Genomic DNA, 22,385 nt, shown 5'->3' with positions numbered 1-22,385 from the left:
CCCGGCGGATGTGGCCGCGGCCGCATCCGCCGAAGCTGTACCCATGAGTGAGACACCGGTCAAGCAGCAGTCCACGGCGGCCTTCTACGGCCAGGCAGTGGCCTCTTTCTCGGTCGCCATCGCGGCGACCGCCCTCGGCATCTTCCGGCTGGACGCCAACGCCTGGGTGCGCGGGTTCCTCGGCATCGCCGTCCTCTATCTCGTGACCTCGTCCTTCACCCTGGCCAAGGTGATCCGCGACCGGCAGGAGGCCGGGCAGATCATCAGCCGCGTCGACCAGGCGAGGCTCGACAAGCTGCTCGCCGAGCACGACCCGTTCGACCAGCGCTGACCACTTTCGCGCGCCGCTGAGCGGGCACTCTAAGCGCCCGCTCAGCTTCGGGGGTATGGTGTTCGTCCTGTCACTGGAAGGGGCGCGAGCGATGAGTACGGCGGAGGAGACGGCCGGCGGCGAGATGCAGCCGTGGGGAGAGGTCACCCCGGACGCGGCCCGGCGGCTGCTCGTGGCCGCCGTGGAGGCCTTCGCCGAGCGCGGCTACCACGCGACCACGACCCGGGACATCGCGGGCCGCGCGGGCATGAGCCCGGCCGCGCTCTACATCCACTACAAGACCAAGGAAGAGCTGCTCCACCGGATCAGCCGCATCGGGCACGAGAAGGCGCTCGCGATCCTGCGGGCGGCGGCCGACGGCGAGGGCGGCGCCGCCGAACGCCTCGAGGTCGCCGTCTCCTCCTTCGTCCGCTGGCACGCCGCCCAGCACACGACCGCCCGGGTCGTGCAGTACGAGCTCGACGCCCTCGGCCCCGACACCCGCGCCGAGATCGTCGCCCTGCGCCGCCAGGTGGACGCCCAGGTCCGCGGCATCATCCAGGACGGCGTGGCGTCGGGCAGCTTCGACGTGCCGGACGTGCCCGGCACGTCGCTCGCCGTGCTGTCGCTCTGCATCGACGTGGCGCGCTGGTTCAACGTCGACGGGCCGCGGACGCCCGACGAGGTCGGCGCGCTCTACGCCGACCTCGTCCTGCGGATGGTGGGCGCGAGGAAGTGACCCGCGGCCGGCGCCGGCTCCGGTCCGCCCCGGGTCAGAAGTAGTAGCGGGAGACCGACTCCGCGACGCACACCGGCTTGTCGCCGCCCTCGCGCTCGACCGTCACCGCCGCCGTGACCTGGACGCCGCCGCCCGCTTCGGTGACCTCCGTCAGGACCGCGGTGGCGCGCAGGCGCGAGCCCACGGGCACCGGCGCCGGGAAACGCACCTTGTTGGAGCCGTAGTTGACGCCCATCTTCATGCCCTCGACCCGCAGCACCTGCGGCACCAGGGCGGGCAGCAGCGACAGCGTCAGATAGCCGTGCGCGATGGTCGTGCCGAACGGGCCCGCGGCGGCCTTCTCGGGGTCCACGTGGATCCACTGGTGGTCGCCCGTGGCATCCGCGAACAGGTCGATCCGCTTCTGGTCGATCTCCAGCCAGTCGCTGTGCCCCAACTGCTCGCCCACGGCCGCCTTCAGCTCGTCGGCGGATGTGAAGATCCTCGGCTCTGCCATGTCCCTGGCCTCCCACGCGTCAATGTCTAAGCGACTGCTTAGCATGGTCCGGCTCGGGGCTCATGTCAACGGACCGGCCGGGTGACGGGGTGGGTAGGGTTCCAGGGGTGCCCCAGATTTCCGACAAGATCCACGAACTCACGGTCGGCCAGCTGTCGGCCCGCAGCGGCGCCGCCGTCTCCGCTCTGCACTTCTACGAGTCCAAGGGCCTGATCAGCAGTCGCCGCACCGCGGGCAACCAGCGCCGGTACCACCGCGACACGCTGCGCCGCGTCGCCTTCGTGCGGGCCGCGCAGCGCGTCGGCATCCCGCTCGCCACCATCCGCGAGGCGCTCGCCGAGCTGCCCGAGGAGCGCACGCCGACGCGGGAGGACTGGGCCCGCCTCTCCGCGGCCTGGCGGTCGGAGCTGGACGACCGCATCACGCAGCTGAGCCGGCTCCGCGACCACCTGACGGACTGCATCGGCTGCGGCTGCCTGTCGCTGGAGAACTGCGTGCTCTCCAACCCCGACGACGTCTTCGGCGAACGCCGGGCCGGCTCCCGCCTCATGGTCGAACCGGCCGCGACCGCCCGGCGGCACAACCCGCGGGAGTCCGAGGGCTGCCGCTGAGCGACAGCCCTCGCCCGCCGTTGCCCGCTACGGGCACACCGCGGGTCAGGGCGCAGCGCCCCGTGGCTCCCCGGCGCAGACCGTTGGGTGGAGCCAGCGGTTTCGGGGTTGCTACCGTCCTGGGCCCGGGCTCTTTGCCGCGTCGAGGCGACAGCGTCCGCCGTGGAGCCGCAGCGCCGCCGTCACCAACTGGGCGTTGGACTCCGCCCGCCGGCCGTCCGGCAGAGCCGGTGTGTCCTCCAGGCCGATCCGGGTCGCGAGCCCCAGCCGCCCGGCCAGGCGCAGCACCGGCCAGGCGCCGCCCTCCTCGCCGTGCAGCAGCACGGGCCTGCCGTGCGCGGCGCCGAGGTCGCGGAGCAGGACCCGCGCCGCATCGGGGGCCGTCGCGGGGGAGGGGTCGGTCACCTCCGCCAGGACGCGCAGCACCCGCCCGGCCAGCGGCGACGCCGCGAACCGCGCGGCGCCCTCCGTGCCGGACCAGATGCCCGCCTCGACGCCCACTCCCCGGTCCAGCAGCGCGGCCGCGACCGCCTCGGCGCCCGGCTCGTGCCAGTTGACCGAGGCGTGGTCGGGCAGCACCCTCCAGGCGCGGATCCGGGCCACCCGGTCCGCGGGATCCGGCTCGGCCCACGCGCCCGTGGTCACGCCGACCGGGACGCGGACCTGTGAACGTATCGCTTCGAGCACGGCCGCAACCGCCTGCGCGGACAATGTGTCCTGTCCACAGGGAGACTTGGGATGGACGTGGATGTCCGCCGCCCCGGCCGCCACGGCCCCGGCGGCGGAGTCGGCCAGCGCTCCCGGCGACATCGGCACGACCGCACCGGCCTCGGCCCCCCGGGCCCCGTTCAGACAGACCTGCATCATGCCCCCGATGGTGCCCGACGCCACTGACAACCGCCGGATCCGCGCGGAACCCGGCGCAGCGGAGGAGGAACACGATGAGTGTCGTCATCAGCTCGCTCAAGTGGGAGGCCGCGCGCTCGGGGACCCAGCGCATCACGTACGACGAGGACGGCTACCACCTCGTCCGCTTCCCCTACGGCGCGGCCGAGGAGTCCTACGACCCGTGGCGGATGCACGACCCGGCGCACGGCGGCTCCGAGCCCTCCGCGTTTCCCGACGCCCGCTCCGGGCTGATCTGGCCGAGTCACGACGGCTGGGGCGTGCTGTCCGCCATGGTCTTCTGGGAGGCGGACACGCGCGCTCTGGAGTACCGGGCGCGCTTCGTGCGGGACCCGCTGAACTCGTCCACCGGGTACGACTCGACCGCCACGAACGACACGATGCTGACCCGGGGCGGCCAGTTCCGCACCTATCTGTGGCAGATGTTCGTGCATCCCGGGACCCCCGTCGGTCTGAAGATCTCGGCACGCGGCGCGGGGGACGCGAGGATCGCCACCCGGATCACGCTCGCCGAGTTCAAGCTCGCCGTCCACACGGACGTGCAGACGCCGTAGGCCGCCCGCACGGGGGTGCGTCCCCACGCGGCACACCCCCGCCGCCCTCACGCCGACATGAGCAGCAGCCGTCCGCGCCGCGTCTCCGCCAGGGCCTCGGGTGTCAGAACGGGCCGCGGCACGACGATGCCGCAGCCCGTGCACACCGGCCCCGACGACGGTTCGTGGGCCAGGTCGTACTTCCAGACGAGGCGGTCCTCCGCGCACACCGGGCAGACCGTGCCAGGCTCGCGCTCCAGCGCGGCGATCAGCCGCCGCAGCACCTCGGCGAGCGGTCCGTGCGGGTGGACCTCCGGGTCGTCGCACCAGGCCACCCCGAAGCCGCCCCAGGTCAGCCGGTGCCAGTCGTCCACGGTGCCCGGCCTGCGCAGTCCGTCGTGCTTCTCCTTCTTGCGGCGCTGCGCGAACGCGACCTCGTAGGCGAGCCAGACCTTGCGGGCCTCTTCCAGTTCGTCCAGCGCGGCCACGAGCCGCGCCGGGTCGGGGGATCGGTCCTCGGGGCCGAAACCGGCCCTGGAGCACAAGTGGTCCCAGGTCGCCCGATGCCCGTACGGGGCGAACCTCTCAAGGCACTTGCGCAGTGAATAGCGCCGCAGTGCCAGATCGCACCGCGGGTCGCGCACTTGTCTCGCCAGACTCCGGAAACCGGCCATCGCCCTGCACCTCCGTCACATCTGCACCTGAACTTCGGTCACTTCGGCGTCGTCGACCTGCGGACGTCGCCGAATAGACGTATCGACAGGCGATTCGGCTCCATCCGATGTCCGACGACCGCCACCATCCGTCCACCGATCCCTTCACGACGGGCCTCCCGCCGCTGTCAACCGCCTGCCGAAGTCCGCAGCGGACAAGGCCACTCGGCCCGGACCGCTCCGCGCGGAGCCGTCGTCCCGAGAAAGTGACGCATGTTCACCTTCCAGCGCGGGGATACCGGCGGTAACGTCCGGCACCACCCCGTCGGGAGGAGCTGCCATGCCACGGCACACCCCACGCACCACCCTCGACAGACTGAGAACTCCTCGCAGATTTCCCAAGTTCCTCAAGAGCGCATCCATATGCGTCCTCATTGCCGGTCTTTTGTCCCCCATTACCCAAGCGGCCGCCCGACCGGTGGCCGTCACCGCGGCCGAGGACCACTGCGGAGGCCGGTGTTCGGACATCCTTCCGCCCGGTGAGAACGGCAACGCCACCCTCGCCGAGATCCTGCTCAACCAGGCCTTCGGCACCCAGCCCGGCCACGCCGAGGACCAGCTCGCGCCGTACGCCAAACTCCCCTCGGGGTACTCCGCGCTCACCGACACCAAGATCAACGACTTCTTCAACGACGCGTCCTTCGGCGTCCCCTCCGATCAGGTCGCCTCGACCGTCAAGCCCGCCGGCCGCGGCGACGTGACGATCGTCCGGGACAAGAAGAGCGGCGTTCCGCACATCACGGGCACCACCCGCTACGGCACCGAGTTCGGCGCCGGGTACGCCGCCGCCCAGGACCGCCTGTGGCTGATGGACGTCTTCCGGCACGTCGGACGCGGCCAACTGACCTCCTTCGCGGGCGGAGCGCCGTCGAACCAGGGTCTGGAGCAGGAGTTCTGGCGCAACGCGCCCTACACCGAGGCCGACCTCCAGGCCCAGATCGACGACGCCACCGCGAACAACGGCCCCCGCGGGCAGCAGGCCCTCGCCGACGCCAAGGCCTACCTCGACGGTGTCAACGCCTACATCGACACCTCCGACAAGGGCCGTTACTTCCCCGGGGAGTACGTCCTCACCGGCCACAAGGACTCCATCACCAACGCCGGCACCATCGAGCACTTCAAGCTCACCGACCTGGTCGCGCTGGCCTCCGTCATCGGCGCGCTCTTCGGCTCGGGAGGCGGCGGTGAGGTCGGCAACGCCCTCTCGCTGCTCGCCGCCCAGTCCAGGTACGGCGTGACCGAGGGCACCGAGGTCTGGGAGTCCTTCCGCGAGCGCAACGACCCCGAGGCGGCGCTGACCGTCCACAACGGCGAGAGCTTCCCGTACGCCTCCAAGCCCGCGGACCCGCAGGGCCGGGCCCTGCCCGACGCGGGCTCGGTGACCCGGGAGCCCCTGGTGTACGACCGCACCGGGAGCGCGGCCACGTCCGGTGCCACCGGCGCCTCGGCCACGGCCTCCGCCGCCCTCACCTCGGCCAGGCGCGGCATGTCCAACGCCCTGGTGGTGAGCGGCAAACACACCGCGAGCGGCCATCCCGTCGCCGTCTTCGGCCCGCAGACCGGGTACTTCGCACCCCAGCTGCTCATGCTCCAGGAGATCCAGGGACCGGGGCTCAGCGCCCGCGGCGCCTCCTTCGCGGGCCTGAGCATGTACGTCGAACTGGGGCGCGGCCGGGACTACGCGTGGAGCGCCACCACCTCCGGCCAGGACATCATCGACACGTACGCGGTCGAGCTCTGCCAGGACGACCACCACTACCTGTACCACGGCACCTGCACGGCCATGGAGAAGGTCGAGCGGACCAACGCGTGGAAGCCGACCGTCGCCGACTCCACCCCGGCGGGCTCGTACCGCATGCAGGTCTACCGCACCAACTACGGACCGGTGGAGTACCGCGCGACGGTGGGCGGCAAGAAGGTCGCCTACACCACCCTGCGCTCCTCGTTCCTGCACGAGGCCGACTCGATCATCGGCTTCCAGATGCTCAACGACCCCGATCACGTGAAGGACGCGGCGACCTTCCAGAGCGCGGTCCAGCACATCAACTACACCTTCAACTGGTTCTACGCCGACTCCGAGCACACCGCCTACCACAACAGCGGCGACAACCCGGTCCGCGCCACCGGTGTCGACCCCGACTACCCGGTCCAGGCGCAGGCGGCCTACGAGTGGCGGAACTGGAAACCGGAGGACAACACCGCCGACTACACCCCGCCCTCCGCCCACCCCCACTCCGTCGACCAGGACTACTACATCTCCTGGAACAACAAGCAGGCCAAGGACTACTCGACGGCGTCCTGGGGCGACGGGTCCGTGCACCGCGGCAACCTCCTGGAGGACCGGGTCAGGAAGCTGGTGAGCGCCGGCGGCGTCACCAGGGCCGCGCTGGTGAAGGCGATGGCCGACGCGGCCCTCGCCGACCTGCGGGCCGAGGACGTGCTGCCGAAGCTGCTGAAGGTGGTGAACGGCGAGCCCGTCACGGACGCCACCGCCGCCGCGGCCGCCGGCAAACTGTCCGCCTGGGCGAGCGCCGGCGGACGGCGGGCCGAGACCGCGGCCGGCTCGAAGACCTATGCGCACGCCGACGCGATCCGGATCATGGACGCCTGGTGGCCGCTGCTGGTGAAGGCCGAGTTCGAACCGGGCCTCGGCGCCGACCTGTACACCGCCTTCACGAACAACCTGCCCGTCGACGAGTCGCCGTCCGCCGCGCACGGGCCGACCGGGGCACACGCCGGGAGCGCCTTCCAGTACGGCTGGTGGAGCTATGTCCACAAGGACATCCGGGCGGTCCTCGGCGAGTCGGTGCGGGGCGGCCCGGCGAAGAAGTACTGCGGCGGCGGCAGCCTCGGCGCCTGCCGGGACATCCTGATCAGCACGCTGAAGGAGGCGGCGGGAAAGACCGCGTCCCAGGTCTACCCAGGTGACGACCAGTGCTCGGCGGGCGACCAGTGGTGCGCCGACTCGATCGTGCACCGGACGCTCGGCGGCATCAAGCACGGCGGGATCGGCTGGCAGAACCGGCCGACCTACCAGCAGGTGGTGGAGTTCACGTCGCACCGGTGACCCCGGGTGACGCACCTCTCCGTACGGCGGCGGGCCGAATCGACACGATCCGCCGCCGCACGGGCCCGCCGGGGATGCCTCTGGACATCCCCGGCGGCTACCGGTAGAGGAGGTACTCCGCGCGCACGCGCCGGAACGCCGCCAGTTCTTCCTGCCAGGCCGCCACGACCTCGTCGGCACTCGCTCCCGCGTCGATCGTCGTGCGCACCAGCGTGGAGCCCGTCAGCTTGTCGATCCAGTTGTCCGGGCGCCACCCGAACCCGCTCCAGACCCGCTTCGCGGTCACCAGGAGCGCGATGCCGGCGCGAACGGGGTCGTACGCGGCCCGGTCGTGGACGTGGATCTGCACCCCGCCGACCGTCTTCCCCTGGAACTTGGAGAAGGTGGGCGTGAAGTACGCCTCCCTGAAGTGCACCCCGGGCAGCTCCAGGCGTTCGGCGGCCTCGGCCCACCGCCCGTCGAGCCCCTCCGCCCCGAGCAGTTCGAACGGCCGGGTCGTGCCCCGCCCCTCCGACAGGTTCGTCCCCTCGAAGAGGCAGGTGCCGGGGTACACGAGCGCGGTGTCGGGAGTGGGCATGTTCGGGCTCGGCGGCACCCAGGGCAGCCCCGACGCGTCGTAGAACTGCGACCGCCGCCACCCGGTCATGAGCACGGTCTCCAGCGGCACCGGCGTCGTCAGGAACTCGCCGTTGAACAGCCGGGCCAGCTCCGCCACGGTCATGCCGTGCGCCTGCGCGACGGGCTGCCGTCCGACGAAGGTCGCGAACTCCTTGTGCAGGACGGGCCCGAGGGCCGCCCGCCCGGTCACCGGGTTCGGCCGGTCGAGCACCACGAAGCGCTTGCCCGCGAGCTGCGCGGCCTCCATGCAGTCGTAGAGCGTCCAGATGTAGGTGTAGAAACGCGCGCCCACGTCCTGGATGTCGAAGACGACGGTGTCGACACCGGAGGCGGTGAAGACGTCGGCCAGCGGACGGCCGCTCTTCAAGTAAGTGTCGTAGACCGGGAGTCCGGTCGCCGGGTCGTCGTAGCGGCCCTCGGAGCCGCCCGCCTGGGCGGTGCCGCGGAAGCCGTGCTCGGGACCGAAGACGGCCGTCAGGTCCACCCGGTCGTCGGCATGCATCACGTCCACGATGTGGCGCACGTCGCGGGTGATGCCGGTCGGGTTGGTGACGACGCCGACCCGGCGTCCGTCGAGCAGCGCGTAACCGTCCGCGGCCAGGCGCTCGAAGCCGGTGCGCAGCCGCCGGCCGCTTCCGTGGGCGGCGGCCGGCGCCGCGGACACCGCGACCGCGGCCGAGGTGGCGGCGAGCAGGCCTCGTCTGGACAGCTTCATGCGGTGACCTCCGTGATCGACGGAACCGTCATGGTCACGCACGCTAGCGGTCACCGCGGCGCCACGGAACGAAGCGGACCGGCCTCGTCGGGGCCACCCCTTCCGCCACTACATACCGACTGGTTAGTCTGACGCTGCAGCAGGAGCCGATTCACGTCGCGCCGAAGGAGACCGATGGTGGAAGCCGTGCAGGATGCGGGAGTGGTCGTCACCGGAGCGGGGGGCGGCATCGGGGCCGCGCTGGCCCGTCGCTTCGCCGCCGAGGGCGCCCGGGTCGTGGTCAACGACCTCGACGCCGACAAGGCGAGGGCCGTGGCCGGCGAGATCGGCGGGACCGCGGTCCCGGGCGACGCGTCCACGATCGTCGCCGAGGCGCGCGAGGCACTCGGCGGCACGATCGACGTGTACTGCGCCAACGCGGGCCTCGCCTCCGGCGGCACCGAGGCGGCCGACGAGAAGGTCTGGGCGCTCGCCTGGGACGTCAACGTGATGGCCCACGTCCGTGCGGCCCACGAGCTGATCCCGGGCTGGCTGGAGCGCGGCAGCGGCCGCTTCGTGTCCACGGTCTCGGCCGCCGGACTGCTCACCATGGTCGGCGCCGCGCCCTACAGCGTCACCAAGCACGGGGCGTACGCCTTCGCCGAGTGGCTCTCGCTGACCTACCGCCACCGCGGAGTGAAGGTCCACGCGATCTGCCCGCAGGGCGTCCGCACGGACATGCTCACGGCCGCCGGCAGCGCCGGCGACCTGGTGCTGCGGCCGACGGCGATCGAACCGGACGACGTGGCGTCCGCCCTGTTCGACGGGATGGCGGAGGACCGGTTCCTCATCCTCCCGCACCCCGAGGTCGGCGCGTACTACGAGGCACGGGCCGCGCACCCCGACCGCTGGCTGACCGGCATGAACCACCTCCAGCAGAAATGGGAGGCGTCCCGGTGACCGCCTCCCGCTACGCGGCCAGGCCCTGGCTGTCCCAGCTCAACGAGGCGCAGCGGGCCCCGATCGACCCCCTCGACTCCCTCGTGCACGCCCTGCGCAGGGCCGCGGCGGCCACCCCGGACCGGCCCGCCCTCGCCTACTTCGACGGGCGGCTCGCCTACCGCGAGGTCGACGAGCTGAGCGACTCCGTCGCCGGGCACCTGGCCGCCCGTGGCATCGAGCGCGGCGACCGCGTGGCGATCCTGCTGCAGAACTCCCCGCACTTCGTGCTCGCGCTGCTCGGCGCGTGGAAGGCGGGCGCGATCGTCGTGCCCGTCAACCCCATGTACAAGTCGGGCGAGGTCCGGCACGTCCTCCAGGACGCCGAGGTCGGTGCCCTCGTCTGCGCCGACCGCGCCTGGGAGTCGTATCTCCGCGAGACGGCCGCCGACTCACCCGTACGCCTCGTCCTCACGGCCTGCGAGCTGGACCTGCAGACCCGCGACGACCCGCGCGTGCTCGGCTTCGAGCGGCTCCCCGCCGCCGCGGACGCCGACGACCTCCTGACCGTGGCCCGCCGGGGCCACCCGGCCCCCGGGGGCCGCGACGCGGCCCCGGCCGACATCGCGCTGATCAGCTACACCTCGGGCACGAGCGGCGCCCCCAAGGGCGCCACCAACACCCACGGCAACCTGATGCACAACGCCGAGCGCCAGCGCACCGGGCTCGGCCTGCCCGAAGCGCCGGTGTACTTCGCCATGGCGCCCCTGTTCCACATCACCGGGATGGTGGCCCAACTCGCCGGGTGCCTCAACAGCGCGGGGACGCTCGTCCTCGCGTACCGCTTCGAGGCGGGCGTCGTCCTCGACGCCTTCGCGGAGCACCGCCCCCTCTACACCGTCGGCCCCTCGACGGCGTTCATGGCGCTCGCCGCGCACCCCGCCGTCACCCGCGACCACTTCGCGTCGTTCCGGATGATCTCCTCCGGCGGGGCGCCGCTGCCGCCCGCCCTGGTGGAGAAATTCCGGGCCGGCTTCGGCCCGTACCTCCACAACGGCTACGGCCTGACCGAGTGCAGCGCGCCCTGCGCCTCCGTGCCGCCCGGCCGCGAGGCCCCGGTCGACCCGGTCTCGGGGACACTGGCCGTGGGCGTACCGGGCCCCGACACGGTCGTACGCGTCGTCGACGACCTCGGCCGGGAGGTGCCCTTCGGGGAGCAGGGCGAGATCCTCGTCCGCGGACCGCAGGTCGTCCCCGGCTACTGGCGCCGCCCCGAGGCCACCGCCGAGACCTTCCCCGACGGCGAGCTGCGCACCGGCGACATCGGCTTCATGGACGCCGACGGCTGGCTCTACGTCGTCGACCGCAAGAAGGACATGATCAACGCGTCCGGCTTCAAGGTGTGGCCGCGCGAGGTGGAGGACATCCTCTACACCCATCCCGCGGTCCGCGAGGCGGCCGTCGTCGGCATCCCCGACGGCTACCGCGGAGAGACCGTCAAGGCGTACATCAGCCTGCGCCCCGGCAGCGAGGCGGACCCCGACGGGCTCGCCGCGTACTGCAAGGAGCGGCTGGCCGCGTACAAGTATCCGCGCCGCGTCGAGATCCTGCCTGAGCTGCCGAAGACGGCGAGTGGGAAGATCCTCCGACGGGAACTGCGTTCCCGCCGGGACAGCACGTCACAGGCGGACAACGCGTAGCAGCGGACGACGCACCACAACAGGTACAGCGATACGGAAGGCAGGTGGCGGCAGTGCCCAGGACGACGGACGGGGACGGGCCTCCTGTTCCGCAGCGGCTGCTCGCCGCCGCCACCCGGCTCTTCGCGGAGCAGGGTTACGACCGGACCTCGGTGCAGGAGATCGTCGAGGCGGCGGGCGTCACCAAAGGCGCCCTCTACCACTACTTCGGCTCCAAGGACGACCTCCTGCACGAGGTCTACGCGCGCGTGCTGCGCGTCCAGCAGGAGCGGCTGGACGCCTTCGCGGACGCCGACGCGCCCGTCGAGGAGCGGCTGCGGGGCGCCGCGGCCGACGTCGTGGTGACCACCATCGACAACCTCGACGACGCGTCGATCTTCTTCCGCTCCATGCACCATCTGAGCCCGGAGAAGAACAAGCAGGTACGCGCCGAGCGCCGCCGCTACCACGAGCGTTTCCGCGCGCTCATCGAAGAGGGCCAGAAGGAGGGCGTCTTCTCCACGGCCACCCCCGCCGACCTGGTCGTCGACTACCACTTCGGGTCGATCCACCACCTGTCGACGTGGTACCGCCCCGACGGCCCCCTCACCCCCCAGCAGCTCGCCGACCAACTGGCCGACATGCTGCTGAGAGCACTGCGCCCCTGAGGGAGGATCCAGCCCCTCCGGCGCTTGGGGAGCGGGGTCCGCGGCGGAGCCCCGAGTCGGGACGGGTGGGGGCGGAGGGGGCGCAACCCACGCCCCCTCCGCCCCCACCCCCAGGCCCCGGCCGGTCACCCGTACTTCTTGATCTCCCGCCGCGCCAGCGACCGCTGGTGCACCTCGTCCGGCCCGTCAGCGAGCCTCAGCGTCCGCGCGCTCGCCCACAGCTCGGCCAGCGGGAAGTCCTGGCCCACCCCGCCGGCGCCGTGCAGCTGCACCGCCTTGTCCAGGATGTCCACGACCGTGCGCGGAGTGGCGATCTTGATGGCCTGGATCTCCGTGTGGGCCCCCTTGTTGCCCACGGTGTCCATCATCCAGGCCGTCTTCAGGACGAGCAGACGCAGCTGCTCGACGGCCACCCGGGCGTCGGCGATCCAGTTCTGCACCACGCCCTGCTGGGCGAGCGGCTTGCCGAAGGCGCTGCGGGCCACCGCCCGGCGGCACATCAGCTCGATCGCCCGCTCGGCCATGCCGATCAGCCGCATGCAGTGGTGGATGCGCCCCGGACCGAGCCGCGCCTGGGCGATGGCGAAGCCGCCGCCCTCCTCGCCGACCAGGTTCGACACCGGCACGCGCGCGTCGTCGAAGACGACCTCAGCGTGCCCGCCGTGCGAGTGGTCCTCGTAGCCGTACACCTGCATGGCCCGCCGGATCTCCACGCCCGGGGTGTCGCGAGGGACGAGCACCATGGACTGCTGGCGCCGGATGTCGGACCCCTCGGGGTCCGTCTTGCCCATCACGATGAAGATCCTGCAGTCCGGGTTCATCGCCCCGGAGATGTACCACTTGCGCCCGGTGACGACGTACTCGTCGCCGTCCCGCTCGATCAGCGTGGTGATGTTCGTGGCGTCGGAGGAGGCCACCTCGGGCTCGGTCATCGCGAACGCCGAACGGATCTCACCGGCGAGCAGCGGCTCCAGCCACTGCTTCTTCTGCCGCTCGTCGCCGAACTGCGTCAGCACCTCCATGTTGCCGGTGTCCGGGGCCGCGCAGTTCAGCGCGGTGGGTGCCAGATGGGGGCTGCGGCCGGTGATCTCGGCGAGCGGCGCGTACTGCAGGTTGGTGAGCCCGGCACCGTACTCGGAGTCCGGCAGGAAGAGGTTCCACAGCCCCTGGCGCCGCGCCTCGGCCTTCAGTTCGCCGACGACGGCGGGGGTGTCCCACGGCGAGGCCAGCCGCGCGCGCTGCTCCTCGGCGACGGCCTCCGCCGGGTACACGTACTCGTCCATGAAGGCGAGCAGTCTGCTGCGCAGCTCTTCGGTGCGCGCGTCGAATGCGAAGTCCATGGCGGGTCAGCCTTCCTGAAGGGTGGTCAGGCCGTGCTCGATGAAGACGGGGACCAGTTCGCCGATGCGGTCGAAGCCCGCGCCGACCGTCTGGCCGAGGGTGTAGCGGTAGTGGATGCCCTCCAGGATCACGGCGAGCTTGAACCACGCGAACGCCGTGTACCAGGAGACGGCGGACACGTCGCGCCCCGAGCGCGCGGCGTACCGCTCGACGATCTCGGTCGCGTCCGGGTGCCCGGCGGCCCTCGCGGTGGTGCTGATGGGGGCGTCGGGCAGATTCAGCGGCGCGCTGTACATCACCAGCAGCCCCAGGTCGGTGAGGGGGTCACCGAGCGTGGACATCTCCCAGTCCAGGATCGCCTTGATCCGGTCGTCCGTGCCGATCAGCACGTTGTCCAGCCGGTAGTCGCCGTGGACGACGGCCGGGGCGCCGGAGGTGGGCAGCTCGCGTCCCAGGGCCGCGTGCAGTTCGTCGATCCCCGCCAGCTCGCGGTTCCTGGACGCGTCCAGCTGCTTGCCCCAGCGGCGCAGCTGCCGGTCCAGGAAACCCTCGGGGCGGCCGAAGTCCGCGAGGCCGACCTCGGCGGGGTCCACGGCGTGCAGCTCGACCAGCGTGTCGACCAGGCCGAGGACCGCGCTGCGGGTGCGCTCCGGGCCGAGCGGGGCGAGCTGCTCGGCGGTCCGGTAGGGGGTGCCCTCGACGAACTCCATGACGTAGAAGGGCGCGCCGAGGACGGAGTCGTCCTCGCACAGCAGCACCGGGCGCGGCACGGGTACGGCCGTGGGATGCAGGGCGCTGATCACCCGGTGCTCGCGCTTCATGTCGTGCGCGGTGGCCAGGACGTGGCCCAGCGGCGGCCGGCGTACGACCCACTGCGTGGCGCCGTCCGTGACCGCGTACGTGAGGTTCGACCGTCCACCCTCGATCAGCCGGCCGGACAGCGTGCCGTTCACCAGTCCGGGCCGCTCGCCGTCCAGCAGGTCGCGCAACCGGTCGAGATCGAGACCCGGGGGGTGGTCTGGGCTCATCATTGCTCCTACGCACACGGAAAACAGGACGACACACATGATGCCGACCGGTCGGTATGTCGTCCAGTGTCCGCGCAGAACGTGATCGGCGTCTCCCCGCTCCTCCGGCCGCCGGAAGGCGCCGTGCCGGGTCCCGGACAGCCGGGGTCTCAGAACACCAGGGCCACCGCGCACGCCGCGATCGCCACCGTGCACAGTGTCGCCGCCGTCGCGTCCCGGGGCCTGAGCGCCGTCGTGCGGCCCGCGCCGGAGGCGAGGGTGCGGATACGGCGGTGGGCGACGGCCAGGAAACCCAGCCAGAGCGCGCAGCACAGCGCGCAGGCGACCAGCCCGAGCGGTGACGGCCCGCCGTGCAGGGCGGCCTTCACGGCGAGCACGGCGGCCACGGTGCTAGACAGGGTCGTACGCCGCCAGGCCAGCCGCGTACGTTCCGGCTGGAGCCCCGGGTCCCGGTCCCGGGCGGGCCCGGTCACCCTTCCCAGCCGACGAGGACGACCAGCACCATCGCGACGGCGACGACCGCGACGGCGATCCCGAGCAGCGCGGGGAAGCGGGACACCGGCAGATCCTCGCCCCGCCGCATCGCCCGCTCGCAGCGCACCCAGTGGTTGACCGCCCGCAGGGAACACAGCACGCCCGCCACGAGCAGCGCGAGAGCCAGTCCGACCCGCCATCCCCACCGGAGGTCGGGCAGGAACTGGTCCACGGCGAATCCGCCGCCGATGAGCGCCATCGCCGTGCGCAGCCACGCCAGGAAGGTCCGCTCGTTCGCCAGCGAGAACCGGTAGTCGGGCGTCCCGCCCTCCTCCCGGATCTCCTGGGGCGCGAACCACAGCCGGACGTTCCCTACGAATTCGATCACGCCAGGGACCCTACCGGGGCGCTCGCGGCCCACCCGGCCGGGGCGCCGGGCCCGGCACGGGCGCGCGGGAACGGTCAGCCCGGCGAGCGGTGGGCCTTCAGACGCTCGTACGCCGCCAGGCCGTCGGGGACCCACTCCCAGTCCGTCAGGCGCCGCTCCACCTCGTCCTCGGGCAGGAAGCCGTGCCAGGCGACCTCCTCGGCCTGCGGGCGCACCGGCAGCTCGCAGCGCACCTCGTACACGGCCGACCACCAGCTCTGCCCGCCGCCGTTGTCGTACAGGAAGGTGAAGAGCCGGCGCGGGCGGGGGAGCCCCCGGACGCCGAGCTCCTCCTCGGCCTCGCGCAGCGCCGCGTCGTCGTACGTCTCACCGGCGCCGACGACGCCACCCACGAACATGTCGTACAGCGAGGGGAAGACCAGCTTCGTCGGAGTGCGGCGGTGGACGAAGATCCGGCCCTCGGCGTCACGGACCTGGACGAACGCGCAGCGGTGGCGCAGGCCGCGCGCGTACGCCTCCCCGCGGGGCGACTGTCCGATCACCCGGTCGTTCTCGTCCACGATGTCGAGGATCTCGTCGGCGGCGCTCATGGCCCCATCCAAGCAGGTGCCGGCCGCCTTCGGAGCGGGGCCCGCGTGCACTCAGTGCGGCTGGAGGTCCCGGGACCGCTCGGCGTCCGAGGCCCCCTGGGGCATCGCCGGGTGCAGGCCCAGCAGCACGATTCCGGCCACGACGGCCGCGAGCCCGGCCGCCTGCCAGGCGAGCGCGCCCGTGTCCGTACGCAGCCGGTCCCCGAGGAAACCCACCCCGCAGACGATCCCGGCCAGCGGCTGGGCGGCGGTCAGCGCCGGCAGCGACATCCGCAGCGGTCCCGTCTCGAAGGCGCTCTGCACCAGCACCAGCCCGGTGACGCCGAGCACCAGCACGCCGTACGGCTGCCATCCGGTGAGCAGTCCGGCCCACCCGCCCTCGGCGAACCGCTCCCCGCAGACCCGGGTCAGCGCGTCCTGCACGCCGTAGAGCAGGCCCGCGGCCGTGGCCAGCAGCACCGGCGCCGAGCTGAGCCGGGTCCGTTTCGCGTACGCGGTCAGCAGCAGCGCGATCCCGACCATGATGCCGATGATCAGCCAGTGCCGCAGCGGGTCGGAGACCGCGTCGCCGCCCTCCGGCTGACCCGCCACGATGAACGCGGTGACCCCGCCCGCGAGCAACACGAGACCCGCCCAGCCCTGCCGACCGAGCGGCTGCTTGGTCTGGTGGCGCGAGAGGGCGAGCGCGAACAGGAGGTTCGTGGCGAGGAGGGGCTCCACCAGGGACAGCTCGCCGCGGCTCAGGGCGACCGCGCCGAGCACCATGCCGGCCACCATGAGCCCGATGCCGCCCAGCCAGGTGGGGACGCGGACGAGGTCGAGCAGCAGCCGGGGGGAGAGGAAGTCGCTCAGCGGGGCGTGGGAGGCGGCCTTCTGCTGGAGGACGAAGCCGAAGCCCAGACAGCAGGCCGCACTCACGGCGAGGACCAGAACCAGAACCGACACGCTGCGTACCTCGATGACTCGGACGGGCCACGGTGCGTATCCCGCCGACTGTAGCGCTCCGGGCTGTGACCCGCCCATGGGAGAACCCGGAACCCGGCAGTTGACTCGGTCAGCCATCTGCCGAAGGATCTGACCGACCAGTAACAACGCCCCCGGCGCCGCTGGTCGACTGTTACCACTGTCTCACCTGCCGGCCGCGAGCCGCCGTCCCGTGCGGGCGGCGATCCCGACCGGTCGGAATGCCGAGAGGACGCGTACATGGCCTACGACGCAGACGTGATCGTGATCGGAGCCGGCCTCGCGGGCCTGGCGGCGACCGCGGAGCTCGTCGATGCCGGCCGGCGAGTGATCCTCCTCGACCAGGAGCCCGAGCAGTCGCTCGGGGGCCAGGCGCACTGGTCCTTCGGCGGCCTGTTCTTCGTGAACTCCCCCGAGCAGCGCCGCATGCGGATCAAGGACAGTCACGCGCTGGCGCTCCAGGACTGGATGGGCACGGCCGGCTTCGACCGGCCCGAGGACCACTGGCCGCGCCGCTGGGCCGAGGCGTACGTGGACTTCGCGGCCGGCGAGAAGCGGTCCTGGCTGCACCGGCAGGGTGTCCGGTTCTTCCCGGTGGTCGGCTGGGCCGAGCGCGGCGGCTACGACGCCAACGGGCACGGCAACTCCGTTCCGCGCTTCCACATCACCTGGGGGACCGGGCCCGGCCTGGTCGCCCCCTTCGAGCGCCGGGTCCGCGCCGGGGTCGCCCGCGGCCTCGTGCAGCTCAGGTTCCGCCACCGCGTGACCGGTCTGGCGCGCAGCGCGGGCGCCGTCGACACGGTCACCGGCGAGATCCTGGAGCCGACCGGTATCGAGCGCGGCCGGGCCAGCAGCCGCACGGTCACCGGCGCCTTCGAACTCAGGGCGCAGGCGGTGATCGTGACCTCCGGCGGCATCGGCGGCAACCACGACCTGGTCCGTGCCAACTGGCCGGAGCGGCTGGGCAGCCCGCCCGGGAAGATGGTCGCGGGGGTGCCCGCGCACGTCGACGGCAGGATGCTCGCCATCGCCGAGGAGGCGGGCGCCCACCTCATCAACCGCGACCGCATGTGGCACTACACCGAAGGCATCCAGAACTGGAACCCCGTCTGGGAGAACCACGGCATCCGCATCCTGCCCGGCCCGTCCTCGCTCTGGCTGGACGCCCGCGGCAACCGGCTCCCCGTGCCGCTCTTCCCCGGCTTCGACACCCTCGGCACGCTCGAACACATCATGCGGACCGGGTACGACTACACGTGGTTCGTGCTCGACCAGAAGATCATCGGCAAGGAGTTCGCGCTCTCGGGCTCGGAGCAGAATCCCGACCTCACCGGAAAGTCCGTGCGGGGCGTCCTGGAACGGGCCCGCACCGAGGTGCCGGGACCGGTCAGGGCGTTCATGGACAACGGCGTCGACTTCGTCGTGGAGAAGGACCTGAGCGCGCTGGTACGGGGCATGAACGCGCTCACCGAGGAGCCGCTCATCGACGAGGCCGCGCTGCGCCGGGAGATCGTCGCCCGGGACCGGGAGATGGCCAACCCGTTCACCAAGGACCTCCAGGTGACCGCGATCCACGGGGCCCGCAAGTACCTCGGGGACAAGCTGATCAGGACGGCGACGCCGCACCGCATCCTCGACCCCAAGGCGGGTCCGCTGATCGCCGTCCGCCTGAACATACTCACCCGCAAGACCCTCGGCGGCCTGGAGACCGACCTCTCCTCACGCGTGCTGACGGAGGGCGGCGACCCGCTGGCCGGCGTGTACGCGGCGGGGGAGGCGGCCGGTTTCGGCGGCGGCGGGGTGCACGGGTACCGCTCCCTGGAGGGCACCTTCCTGGGCGGCTGCCTGTTCTCCGGCCGCACGGCGGGCCGAGCCGCGGCCAAGTCCGTGAGCTGACCCCGGGGGCCACCGTGCCGGAAGCGACCGTCCCGCCTGCGTGCCCTGTCGCCTCGGCACCTGTCCCGGAGGGGCCGCCCGAACCCAACCGGAAGCGAACCCCTCCCGCCGGGCGGCGACGCACCGGCCGACGCTGGAGCGGACGGGGCCCCGCCCCGGCGTCTCTGCCCGGCGGGAGCTGACGGCCCCCGCGGAAGCGGCTGGCTCGCGGCCCCGCAGTCGCGGACGCCCCGCCCACGGCTACCCGTGCTCCGCGCGGGAGCGGCCCCGCCGGCGTGGCCGCCCCGGCAGCGAACCCCTCCCGCCCGGCGGCGACGCACCGGCCGACGCTGGAACGGACGGGACCTCGCCCCGGCGTCTCTGCCCGGCGGGAGCCGACGGCCCCCGCCCCCGCGGGACTGGCCGCCCGCGGCCCGCAGGCGTGGCACGCCCGCTCCGCCGCGGAAGCGGCTCGCGGCCCCGCAGGTGCGGACGCCCCGGCCACGGCGACCCGTGCCCGCGCGGGAGCGACCCCCGTCGGCGTGGCCGCCCCCGCCGCCCCGGCAGCGAATCCCTCCCGCCCGGCGGCGACGCACCGGCCCCCGCCGCCACGCGACCGGCTGGCCCCCGCTGGAGCGGACGGGGGCCCCGCCCCCGGCGTCTCTGCCCCCGCGGGAGCAGACGGCCCCCTGGCCTCTGCGGGACTGGCCGACTCGCGGCCCCCGTCGGCGTGGCCGCCCCCGCCGCCCCGGCAGCGAACCCCTCCCGCCCGGCGGCGACGCACCGGCCGCCACGCGACCGGCTCAGCCTCCGCGCCTGTGGGAGCGGGCCGGGTCTGCCCGGGGCGGTCCGGCTCCCGGCCTGCGGCGAAGGGCCTCCGCTGCTCGGGAGCGGGCCGACCCCGCCCGTCGGCCACGGACCGCACCCGCCCCCCGCCCCGCGCGGGTCAACTCGGCCCGCGCCAGGGCATCCCGGCCGGAACCGATGAGCGACGAGAGCCAACCTTGCTGGCGCTGCGTACAGTTGACACGTGTCGGAAGACAAGCCGCCCTTGACGCCAGCCGTTGGCTGAGGGTTTGCTTTGCGTGATCAGGCCCCGCCGGGCCCCGCTCTGTCTGGACCACCCGCATAAGGACCGCCCGCGGTGCCCCCACCCCCACCCCCTCTCGGCCGCGGCCGCAAGCGCGCGACCCAGGCCTTCGACGCCGCGCTCGACGACGTCGAACTGGTCACCGCACGCGCCGCGTTGGCCCAGGGCCGGTGGGCCGGCGTCCGCGCGCTGCTCGGTGCGACCGGGGACGACTGGGACCGCCGGGGGCACCGTGTCACAGTGCTCGCCCAGGAACCCACGGCCCTCACCTGGGCGCGCGACTGGCTGCTCGCCGAACCCGAGTCGACCTGCGCCTCCGTGTTCCTCGCGGTCGCCACCGTCCAGCGCGCGCTGGACGGCAAGGAGCGGCCGGACGGCGCCCGTGAGGCATGCCGCGCCGCCGCCGCGCTCGCGCCCGCCGACCCCACCCCGTGGCTCGGACTGCTGATGCTGGAGCGCTCGATCGGCAGCGAGGAGGACGTCGTCCGCCTCTTCGACGAGGTCCGCCACCGCTACCCCGACCACCACCACGCGCACCACCTGATGGTCGCGCGCCTCGCCGAGCGCCGCGCCGACGCCGGCCAGGACCCGCTGCACGAGGTCTACGACTTCGCCAACTGGGCCGCCGAACAGGCCCCCGCCGACTCGCCGCTCGCCATCCTCCCGGTGGTCGCGCACGCCGAGCGCTACCGCGTGCTCGCCGCGGCGGGCCTCGAACCCGCCGACCCGGTCGCCTCCGGGCACTGGGTGGGACGCCGGGCCCGACAGGTGATGAAGGCGGCCTTCGACTGGTGGCTGGAGTGGGAGCGCGACGACCACCCACGCCGCCACATCGACCTCAACTTCCTCGCCCACGCGAAGTCCTGCGAGGGCCGGGGCGCCGAGGCAGCCGCCCTCTTCCACCGCATCGGACCGCACGCCACCCCGGCGCCCTGGTCGTACCCCGACCGCGATCCGCGCAAAGCCTTCCGTGCCGCCCGCGACAGCGCGCTGGGCACGGCCTGATCCGCACACCACCTGAGAGGACGACCCCGCCATGACGACGGGCAGTTCGAGCACGAGTGAGAGCAGCAGACCCACCGCCGGGACCGGCATCAGCACGTTCAAGGGGCAGGACCGCGCACTGCGCGCCGACCGGCTGGGCACGGCCGGCCTCCTGCTCTCCGTGCTGGCCGCGACCGGCCCCCTCATGGTCGTCGCGGGTGTCATGCCCACCACATTCGGGGTGATGGGGATCGTCGGGCAGCCGCTGCTCTTCGTCGTCCTCGGCGTGGTGCTGGCCCTGTTCTCCGTCGGGTACGCCGAGATGAGCCGCCACGTCCACAACGCGGGCGCCTTCTACGCGTACATCTCCCGCGGCCTCGGCGGCACCGCGGGCGCCGGCGCGGCACTGGTCGCCCTCGTCGCCTACAGTGCGCTCCAGGTCGGCATCTACGGCATCTTCGGCTTCGAGGTCTCCAACCTCTGCGCCACCTACCTCGACGTCGACATCGCCTGGTGGATACCGGCCCTGGTGTCCGTGCTCGTGGTCGGCGCGCTCGCCTGGCTGAAGATCGACGTGAACGCCCGCGTACTCGGCGTGCTGCTGCTCATCGAGGTGGCCCTGGTCGTCGCCTTCGACATCGCGGCCGTCGCCGACCCGGCCCGGGAAGGCCTGTCGCTGCACGCCTTCAACCCGGACACGCTCACCGGCGCGGGCGTCGGCACCGCCCTGTGCTTCTGCATCGCGGCCTTCACCGGCTTCGAACAGGCGCCGGTGTACGCCGAGGAGACCAGCCGTCCGCACATCCTCGTACCGCGGGTGATGTTCCTGGCGATCGCCTTCGTCGCCGTCTTCTTCGCGATCAGCTCCTGGGCGCTCACCGTCGCCGCCGGACCCTCCGCGATCGTGCCCGCCGCCCAGAAGCAGAGCGCGGGGCTGCTGTTCTTCCTCACCGAACCGCGGCTCGGCGACACCTTCACCGACGTCATGCACGTCCTGTTCGTGACCGGCATGTTCGCGGCGATGCTCAGCTTCCACAACGTCGTCGCGCGGTACGCCTTCGCCATGGGCCGCGAGGGACTGCTCCCCGCCGTCTTCGGACGCACCACCGGCGCCGGCGGCGCCCCCGGCACGGGCTCGCTCCTGCAGACGGCCGTGTCGGTGCTGATCGTCGGCGCCTTCGCGGTGGCGGACGACGGCCCGGCCGGCGACCCGACCGCGCCCGTACTGCACCTGTTCACCTGGGGCGGCAACGTCGGCGCCCTCGGCGTCATCCTCCTGATGGCCACCGCCTCCTTCTCGGTGGTCGTCTTCTTCGCCCGCCGCGGCGCCGCCCGCGCCCAGGCCTGGCGCCTGGTCACCTCCGTGCTCGCGGGCCTCGCCCTGCTCGTCATCGCGGGTTACACGGTCAAGGACTTCGACGTCCTCGTCGGCACCGGCCCGGACTCCGCGCTGAACTGGGCGCTGCCCGCCGTCATCGGGGCCGCTCTGGTCGTCGGCCTGGTCCAGGGGCTCGTCCTGCGCTCCCGCAAGCCCGAGGCGCACGCCAGGATCGGACTGGGCAACGAGGCGTTCCAGCTGGACAAGGCGGCGGGATCGGCGTCCTGAGCACGGCCCGGGAAGTGGTTACGGAATTCTGACGGGCACCCGCGGCCCCTGGCCCGAAGGGGGTCGCGGGTGG

At 72.8% G+C, this 22,385-nt stretch carries 21 protein-coding genes; 11 read left to right on the top strand and 10 right to left on the bottom strand.

The window, feature by feature from the left end:
- The first annotated feature begins 43 nt into the window (after positions 1 to 43).
- Both AC0ZLC_RS13415 and AC0ZLC_RS13410 read left to right on the top strand, forming a co-directional pair.
- Positions 44 to 331, top strand: a complete 288-nt coding sequence (locus tag AC0ZLC_RS13415; protein ID WP_476752151.1) for a YiaA/YiaB family inner membrane protein — start codon at positions 44 to 46, stop codon at positions 329 to 331.
- Between the two features lie 91 nt (positions 332 to 422).
- Positions 423 to 1,049, top strand: a complete 627-nt coding sequence (locus AC0ZLC_RS13410) for a TetR/AcrR family transcriptional regulator (protein WP_476752150.1) — start codon at positions 423 to 425, stop codon at positions 1,047 to 1,049.
- A 34-nt stretch (positions 1,050 to 1,083) separates the two neighbouring features.
- On the opposite strand, the gene AC0ZLC_RS13405 is transcribed toward AC0ZLC_RS13410, so the two are convergent.
- Entirely contained in the window at positions 1,084 to 1,545 is a 462-nt protein-coding gene (locus AC0ZLC_RS13405) for a MaoC family dehydratase (protein ID WP_476752149.1), read from the bottom strand.
- Positions 1,546 to 1,607: 62 nt separating this feature from the next.
- Between AC0ZLC_RS13405 and soxR the strand changes: the two genes are divergently transcribed.
- On the top strand, positions 1,608 to 2,156 hold the full coding sequence (gene soxR, locus AC0ZLC_RS13400) for a redox-sensitive transcriptional activator SoxR (RefSeq protein ID WP_476752148.1): 549 nt from the start codon (positions 1,608 to 1,610) through the stop codon (positions 2,154 to 2,156).
- A gap of 111 nt (positions 2,157 to 2,267) precedes the next feature.
- Here soxR and AC0ZLC_RS13395 read toward each other — a convergent pair whose 3' ends face one another.
- Positions 2,268 to 3,023 (bottom strand): 3-keto-5-aminohexanoate cleavage protein, encoded by a 756-nt coding sequence (locus AC0ZLC_RS13395; protein ID WP_476752147.1) that lies wholly within the window; start codon positions 3,021 to 3,023, stop codon positions 2,268 to 2,270.
- Between the two features lie 74 nt (positions 3,024 to 3,097).
- Here AC0ZLC_RS13395 and AC0ZLC_RS13390 point away from each other — a divergent pair, with 74 nt between their 5' ends.
- Positions 3,098 to 3,616 carry a hypothetical protein gene (locus AC0ZLC_RS13390; protein WP_476752146.1) on the top strand — a complete coding sequence of 173 codons (519 nt, stop codon included), beginning with the start codon at positions 3,098 to 3,100 and terminating at the stop codon, positions 3,614 to 3,616.
- A gap of 47 nt (positions 3,617 to 3,663) precedes the next feature.
- Here the strand turns inward: AC0ZLC_RS13390 and AC0ZLC_RS13385 are convergent, their stop codons facing one another.
- Positions 3,664 to 4,269 carry a hypothetical protein gene (locus tag AC0ZLC_RS13385; RefSeq protein ID WP_358852452.1) on the bottom strand — a complete coding sequence of 202 codons (606 nt, stop codon included), beginning with the start codon at positions 4,267 to 4,269 and terminating at the stop codon, positions 3,664 to 3,666.
- A 319-nt stretch (positions 4,270 to 4,588) separates the two neighbouring features.
- Here AC0ZLC_RS13385 and AC0ZLC_RS13380 point away from each other — a divergent pair, with 319 nt between their 5' ends.
- Positions 4,589 to 7,375 (top strand): penicillin acylase family protein, encoded by a 2,787-nt coding sequence (locus tag AC0ZLC_RS13380; RefSeq protein ID WP_476752145.1) that lies wholly within the window; start codon positions 4,589 to 4,591, stop codon positions 7,373 to 7,375.
- Between the two features lie 97 nt (positions 7,376 to 7,472).
- Here AC0ZLC_RS13380 and AC0ZLC_RS13375 read toward each other — a convergent pair whose 3' ends face one another.
- Entirely contained in the window at positions 7,473 to 8,708 is a 1,236-nt protein-coding gene (locus AC0ZLC_RS13375) for an exo-beta-N-acetylmuramidase NamZ family protein (RefSeq protein ID WP_476752144.1), read from the bottom strand.
- A gap of 174 nt (positions 8,709 to 8,882) precedes the next feature.
- Between AC0ZLC_RS13375 and AC0ZLC_RS13370 the strand changes: the two genes are divergently transcribed.
- The 3 genes from AC0ZLC_RS13370 to AC0ZLC_RS13360 are packed head-to-tail and all read left to right on the top strand — an operon-like array spanning position 8,883 to position 11,973.
- Entirely contained in the window at positions 8,883 to 9,647 is a 765-nt protein-coding gene (locus AC0ZLC_RS13370; protein WP_476752143.1) for an SDR family oxidoreductase, read from the top strand.
- Complete coding sequence (locus tag AC0ZLC_RS13365) at positions 9,644 to 11,326, top strand: class I adenylate-forming enzyme family protein (protein WP_476752142.1); 1,683 nt, start codon at positions 9,644 to 9,646, stop codon at positions 11,324 to 11,326. Before AC0ZLC_RS13370 ends, AC0ZLC_RS13365 begins: the two co-directional genes overlap by 4 nt.
- A 53-nt stretch (positions 11,327 to 11,379) precedes the next feature.
- On the top strand, positions 11,380 to 11,973 hold the full coding sequence (locus tag AC0ZLC_RS13360) for a TetR/AcrR family transcriptional regulator (protein WP_467724238.1): 594 nt from the start codon (positions 11,380 to 11,382) through the stop codon (positions 11,971 to 11,973).
- Between the two features lie 125 nt (positions 11,974 to 12,098).
- Here the strand turns inward: AC0ZLC_RS13360 and AC0ZLC_RS13355 are convergent, their stop codons facing one another.
- The 6 genes from AC0ZLC_RS13355 to AC0ZLC_RS13330 form a co-directional block, all read right to left on the bottom strand.
- Positions 12,099 to 13,313, bottom strand: a complete 1,215-nt coding sequence (locus tag AC0ZLC_RS13355) for an acyl-CoA dehydrogenase family protein (RefSeq protein WP_476752141.1) — start codon at positions 13,311 to 13,313, stop codon at positions 12,099 to 12,101.
- A 6-nt stretch (positions 13,314 to 13,319) separates the two neighbouring features.
- Entirely contained in the window at positions 13,320 to 14,342 is a 1,023-nt protein-coding gene (locus AC0ZLC_RS13350; RefSeq protein ID WP_476752140.1) for a phosphotransferase family protein, read from the bottom strand.
- Between the two features lie 149 nt (positions 14,343 to 14,491).
- Positions 14,492 to 14,815 (bottom strand): DUF202 domain-containing protein, encoded by a 324-nt coding sequence (locus tag AC0ZLC_RS13345; RefSeq protein ID WP_476752139.1) that lies wholly within the window; start codon positions 14,813 to 14,815, stop codon positions 14,492 to 14,494.
- Positions 14,812 to 15,204 (bottom strand): YidH family protein, encoded by a 393-nt coding sequence (locus tag AC0ZLC_RS13340; RefSeq protein ID WP_476752138.1) that lies wholly within the window; start codon positions 15,202 to 15,204, stop codon positions 14,812 to 14,814. The genes AC0ZLC_RS13345 and AC0ZLC_RS13340 overlap by 4 nt, the downstream gene beginning before the upstream one ends.
- Before the next feature lie 74 nt (positions 15,205 to 15,278).
- Complete coding sequence (locus AC0ZLC_RS13335; RefSeq protein WP_476752137.1) at positions 15,279 to 15,794, bottom strand: NUDIX hydrolase; 516 nt, start codon at positions 15,792 to 15,794, stop codon at positions 15,279 to 15,281.
- Between the two features lie 51 nt (positions 15,795 to 15,845).
- Positions 15,846 to 16,739 (bottom strand): DMT family transporter, encoded by an 894-nt coding sequence (locus AC0ZLC_RS13330; RefSeq protein ID WP_476752136.1) that lies wholly within the window; start codon positions 16,737 to 16,739, stop codon positions 15,846 to 15,848.
- 258 nt (positions 16,740 to 16,997) lie between these two features.
- Between AC0ZLC_RS13330 and AC0ZLC_RS13325 the strand changes: the two genes are divergently transcribed.
- From AC0ZLC_RS13325 to AC0ZLC_RS13315, 3 genes are all read left to right on the top strand, one after another.
- Positions 16,998 to 18,653, top strand: a complete 1,656-nt coding sequence (locus AC0ZLC_RS13325) for an FAD-binding dehydrogenase (RefSeq protein WP_476752135.1) — start codon at positions 16,998 to 17,000, stop codon at positions 18,651 to 18,653.
- Positions 18,654 to 19,776: 1,123 nt separating this feature from the next.
- Positions 19,777 to 20,727, top strand: coding sequence for a hypothetical protein (locus AC0ZLC_RS13320; RefSeq protein WP_476752134.1), 951 nt, complete (start codon positions 19,777 to 19,779; stop codon positions 20,725 to 20,727).
- Positions 20,728 to 20,758: 31 nt separating this feature from the next.
- Entirely contained in the window at positions 20,759 to 22,312 is a 1,554-nt protein-coding gene (locus AC0ZLC_RS13315; protein ID WP_476752133.1) for an APC family permease, read from the top strand.
- Positions 22,313 to 22,385 lie beyond the last annotated feature (73 nt).

It is taken from the genome of Streptomyces sp. GLSS-08, assembly GCF_056387915.1.
The sequence above is the reverse complement of the archived record's forward strand: the minus strand, read 5'-3'. Positions and strand labels throughout refer to the sequence as shown.

Coding starts and splice junctions, on each gene's coding strand:
- AC0ZLC_RS13415 (WP_476752151.1), top strand. CDS start 44: ATGAGTGAGACACCGGTCAAGCAGCAGTCCACGGCGGCCTTCTACGGC.
- AC0ZLC_RS13410 (WP_476752150.1), top strand. CDS start 423: ATGAGTACGGCGGAGGAGACGGCCGGCGGCGAGATGCAGCCGTGGGGA.
- AC0ZLC_RS13405 (WP_476752149.1), bottom strand. CDS start 1,545: ATGGCAGAGCCGAGGATCTTCACATCCGCCGACGAGCTGAAGGCGGCC.
- soxR (WP_476752148.1), top strand. CDS start 1,608: ATGTCAACGGACCGGCCGGGTGACGGGGTGGGTAGGGTTCCAGGGGTG.
- AC0ZLC_RS13395 (WP_476752147.1), bottom strand. CDS start 3,023: ATGATGCAGGTCTGTCTGAACGGGGCCCGGGGGGCCGAGGCCGGTGCG.
- AC0ZLC_RS13390 (WP_476752146.1), top strand. CDS start 3,098: ATGAGTGTCGTCATCAGCTCGCTCAAGTGGGAGGCCGCGCGCTCGGGG.
- AC0ZLC_RS13385 (WP_358852452.1), bottom strand. CDS start 4,269: ATGGCCGGTTTCCGGAGTCTGGCGAGACAAGTGCGCGACCCGCGGTGC.
- AC0ZLC_RS13380 (WP_476752145.1), top strand. CDS start 4,589: ATGCCACGGCACACCCCACGCACCACCCTCGACAGACTGAGAACTCCT.
- AC0ZLC_RS13375 (WP_476752144.1), bottom strand. CDS start 8,708: ATGAAGCTGTCCAGACGAGGCCTGCTCGCCGCCACCTCGGCCGCGGTC.
- AC0ZLC_RS13370 (WP_476752143.1), top strand. CDS start 8,883: ATGGTGGAAGCCGTGCAGGATGCGGGAGTGGTCGTCACCGGAGCGGGG.
- AC0ZLC_RS13355 (WP_476752141.1), bottom strand. CDS start 13,313: ATGGACTTCGCATTCGACGCGCGCACCGAAGAGCTGCGCAGCAGACTG.
- AC0ZLC_RS13350 (WP_476752140.1), bottom strand. CDS start 14,342: ATGAGCCCAGACCACCCCCCGGGTCTCGATCTCGACCGGTTGCGCGAC.
- AC0ZLC_RS13335 (WP_476752137.1), bottom strand. CDS start 15,794: ATGAGCGCCGCCGACGAGATCCTCGACATCGTGGACGAGAACGACCGG.
- AC0ZLC_RS13325 (WP_476752135.1), top strand. CDS start 16,998: ATGGCCTACGACGCAGACGTGATCGTGATCGGAGCCGGCCTCGCGGGC.
- AC0ZLC_RS13315 (WP_476752133.1), top strand. CDS start 20,759: ATGACGACGGGCAGTTCGAGCACGAGTGAGAGCAGCAGACCCACCGCC.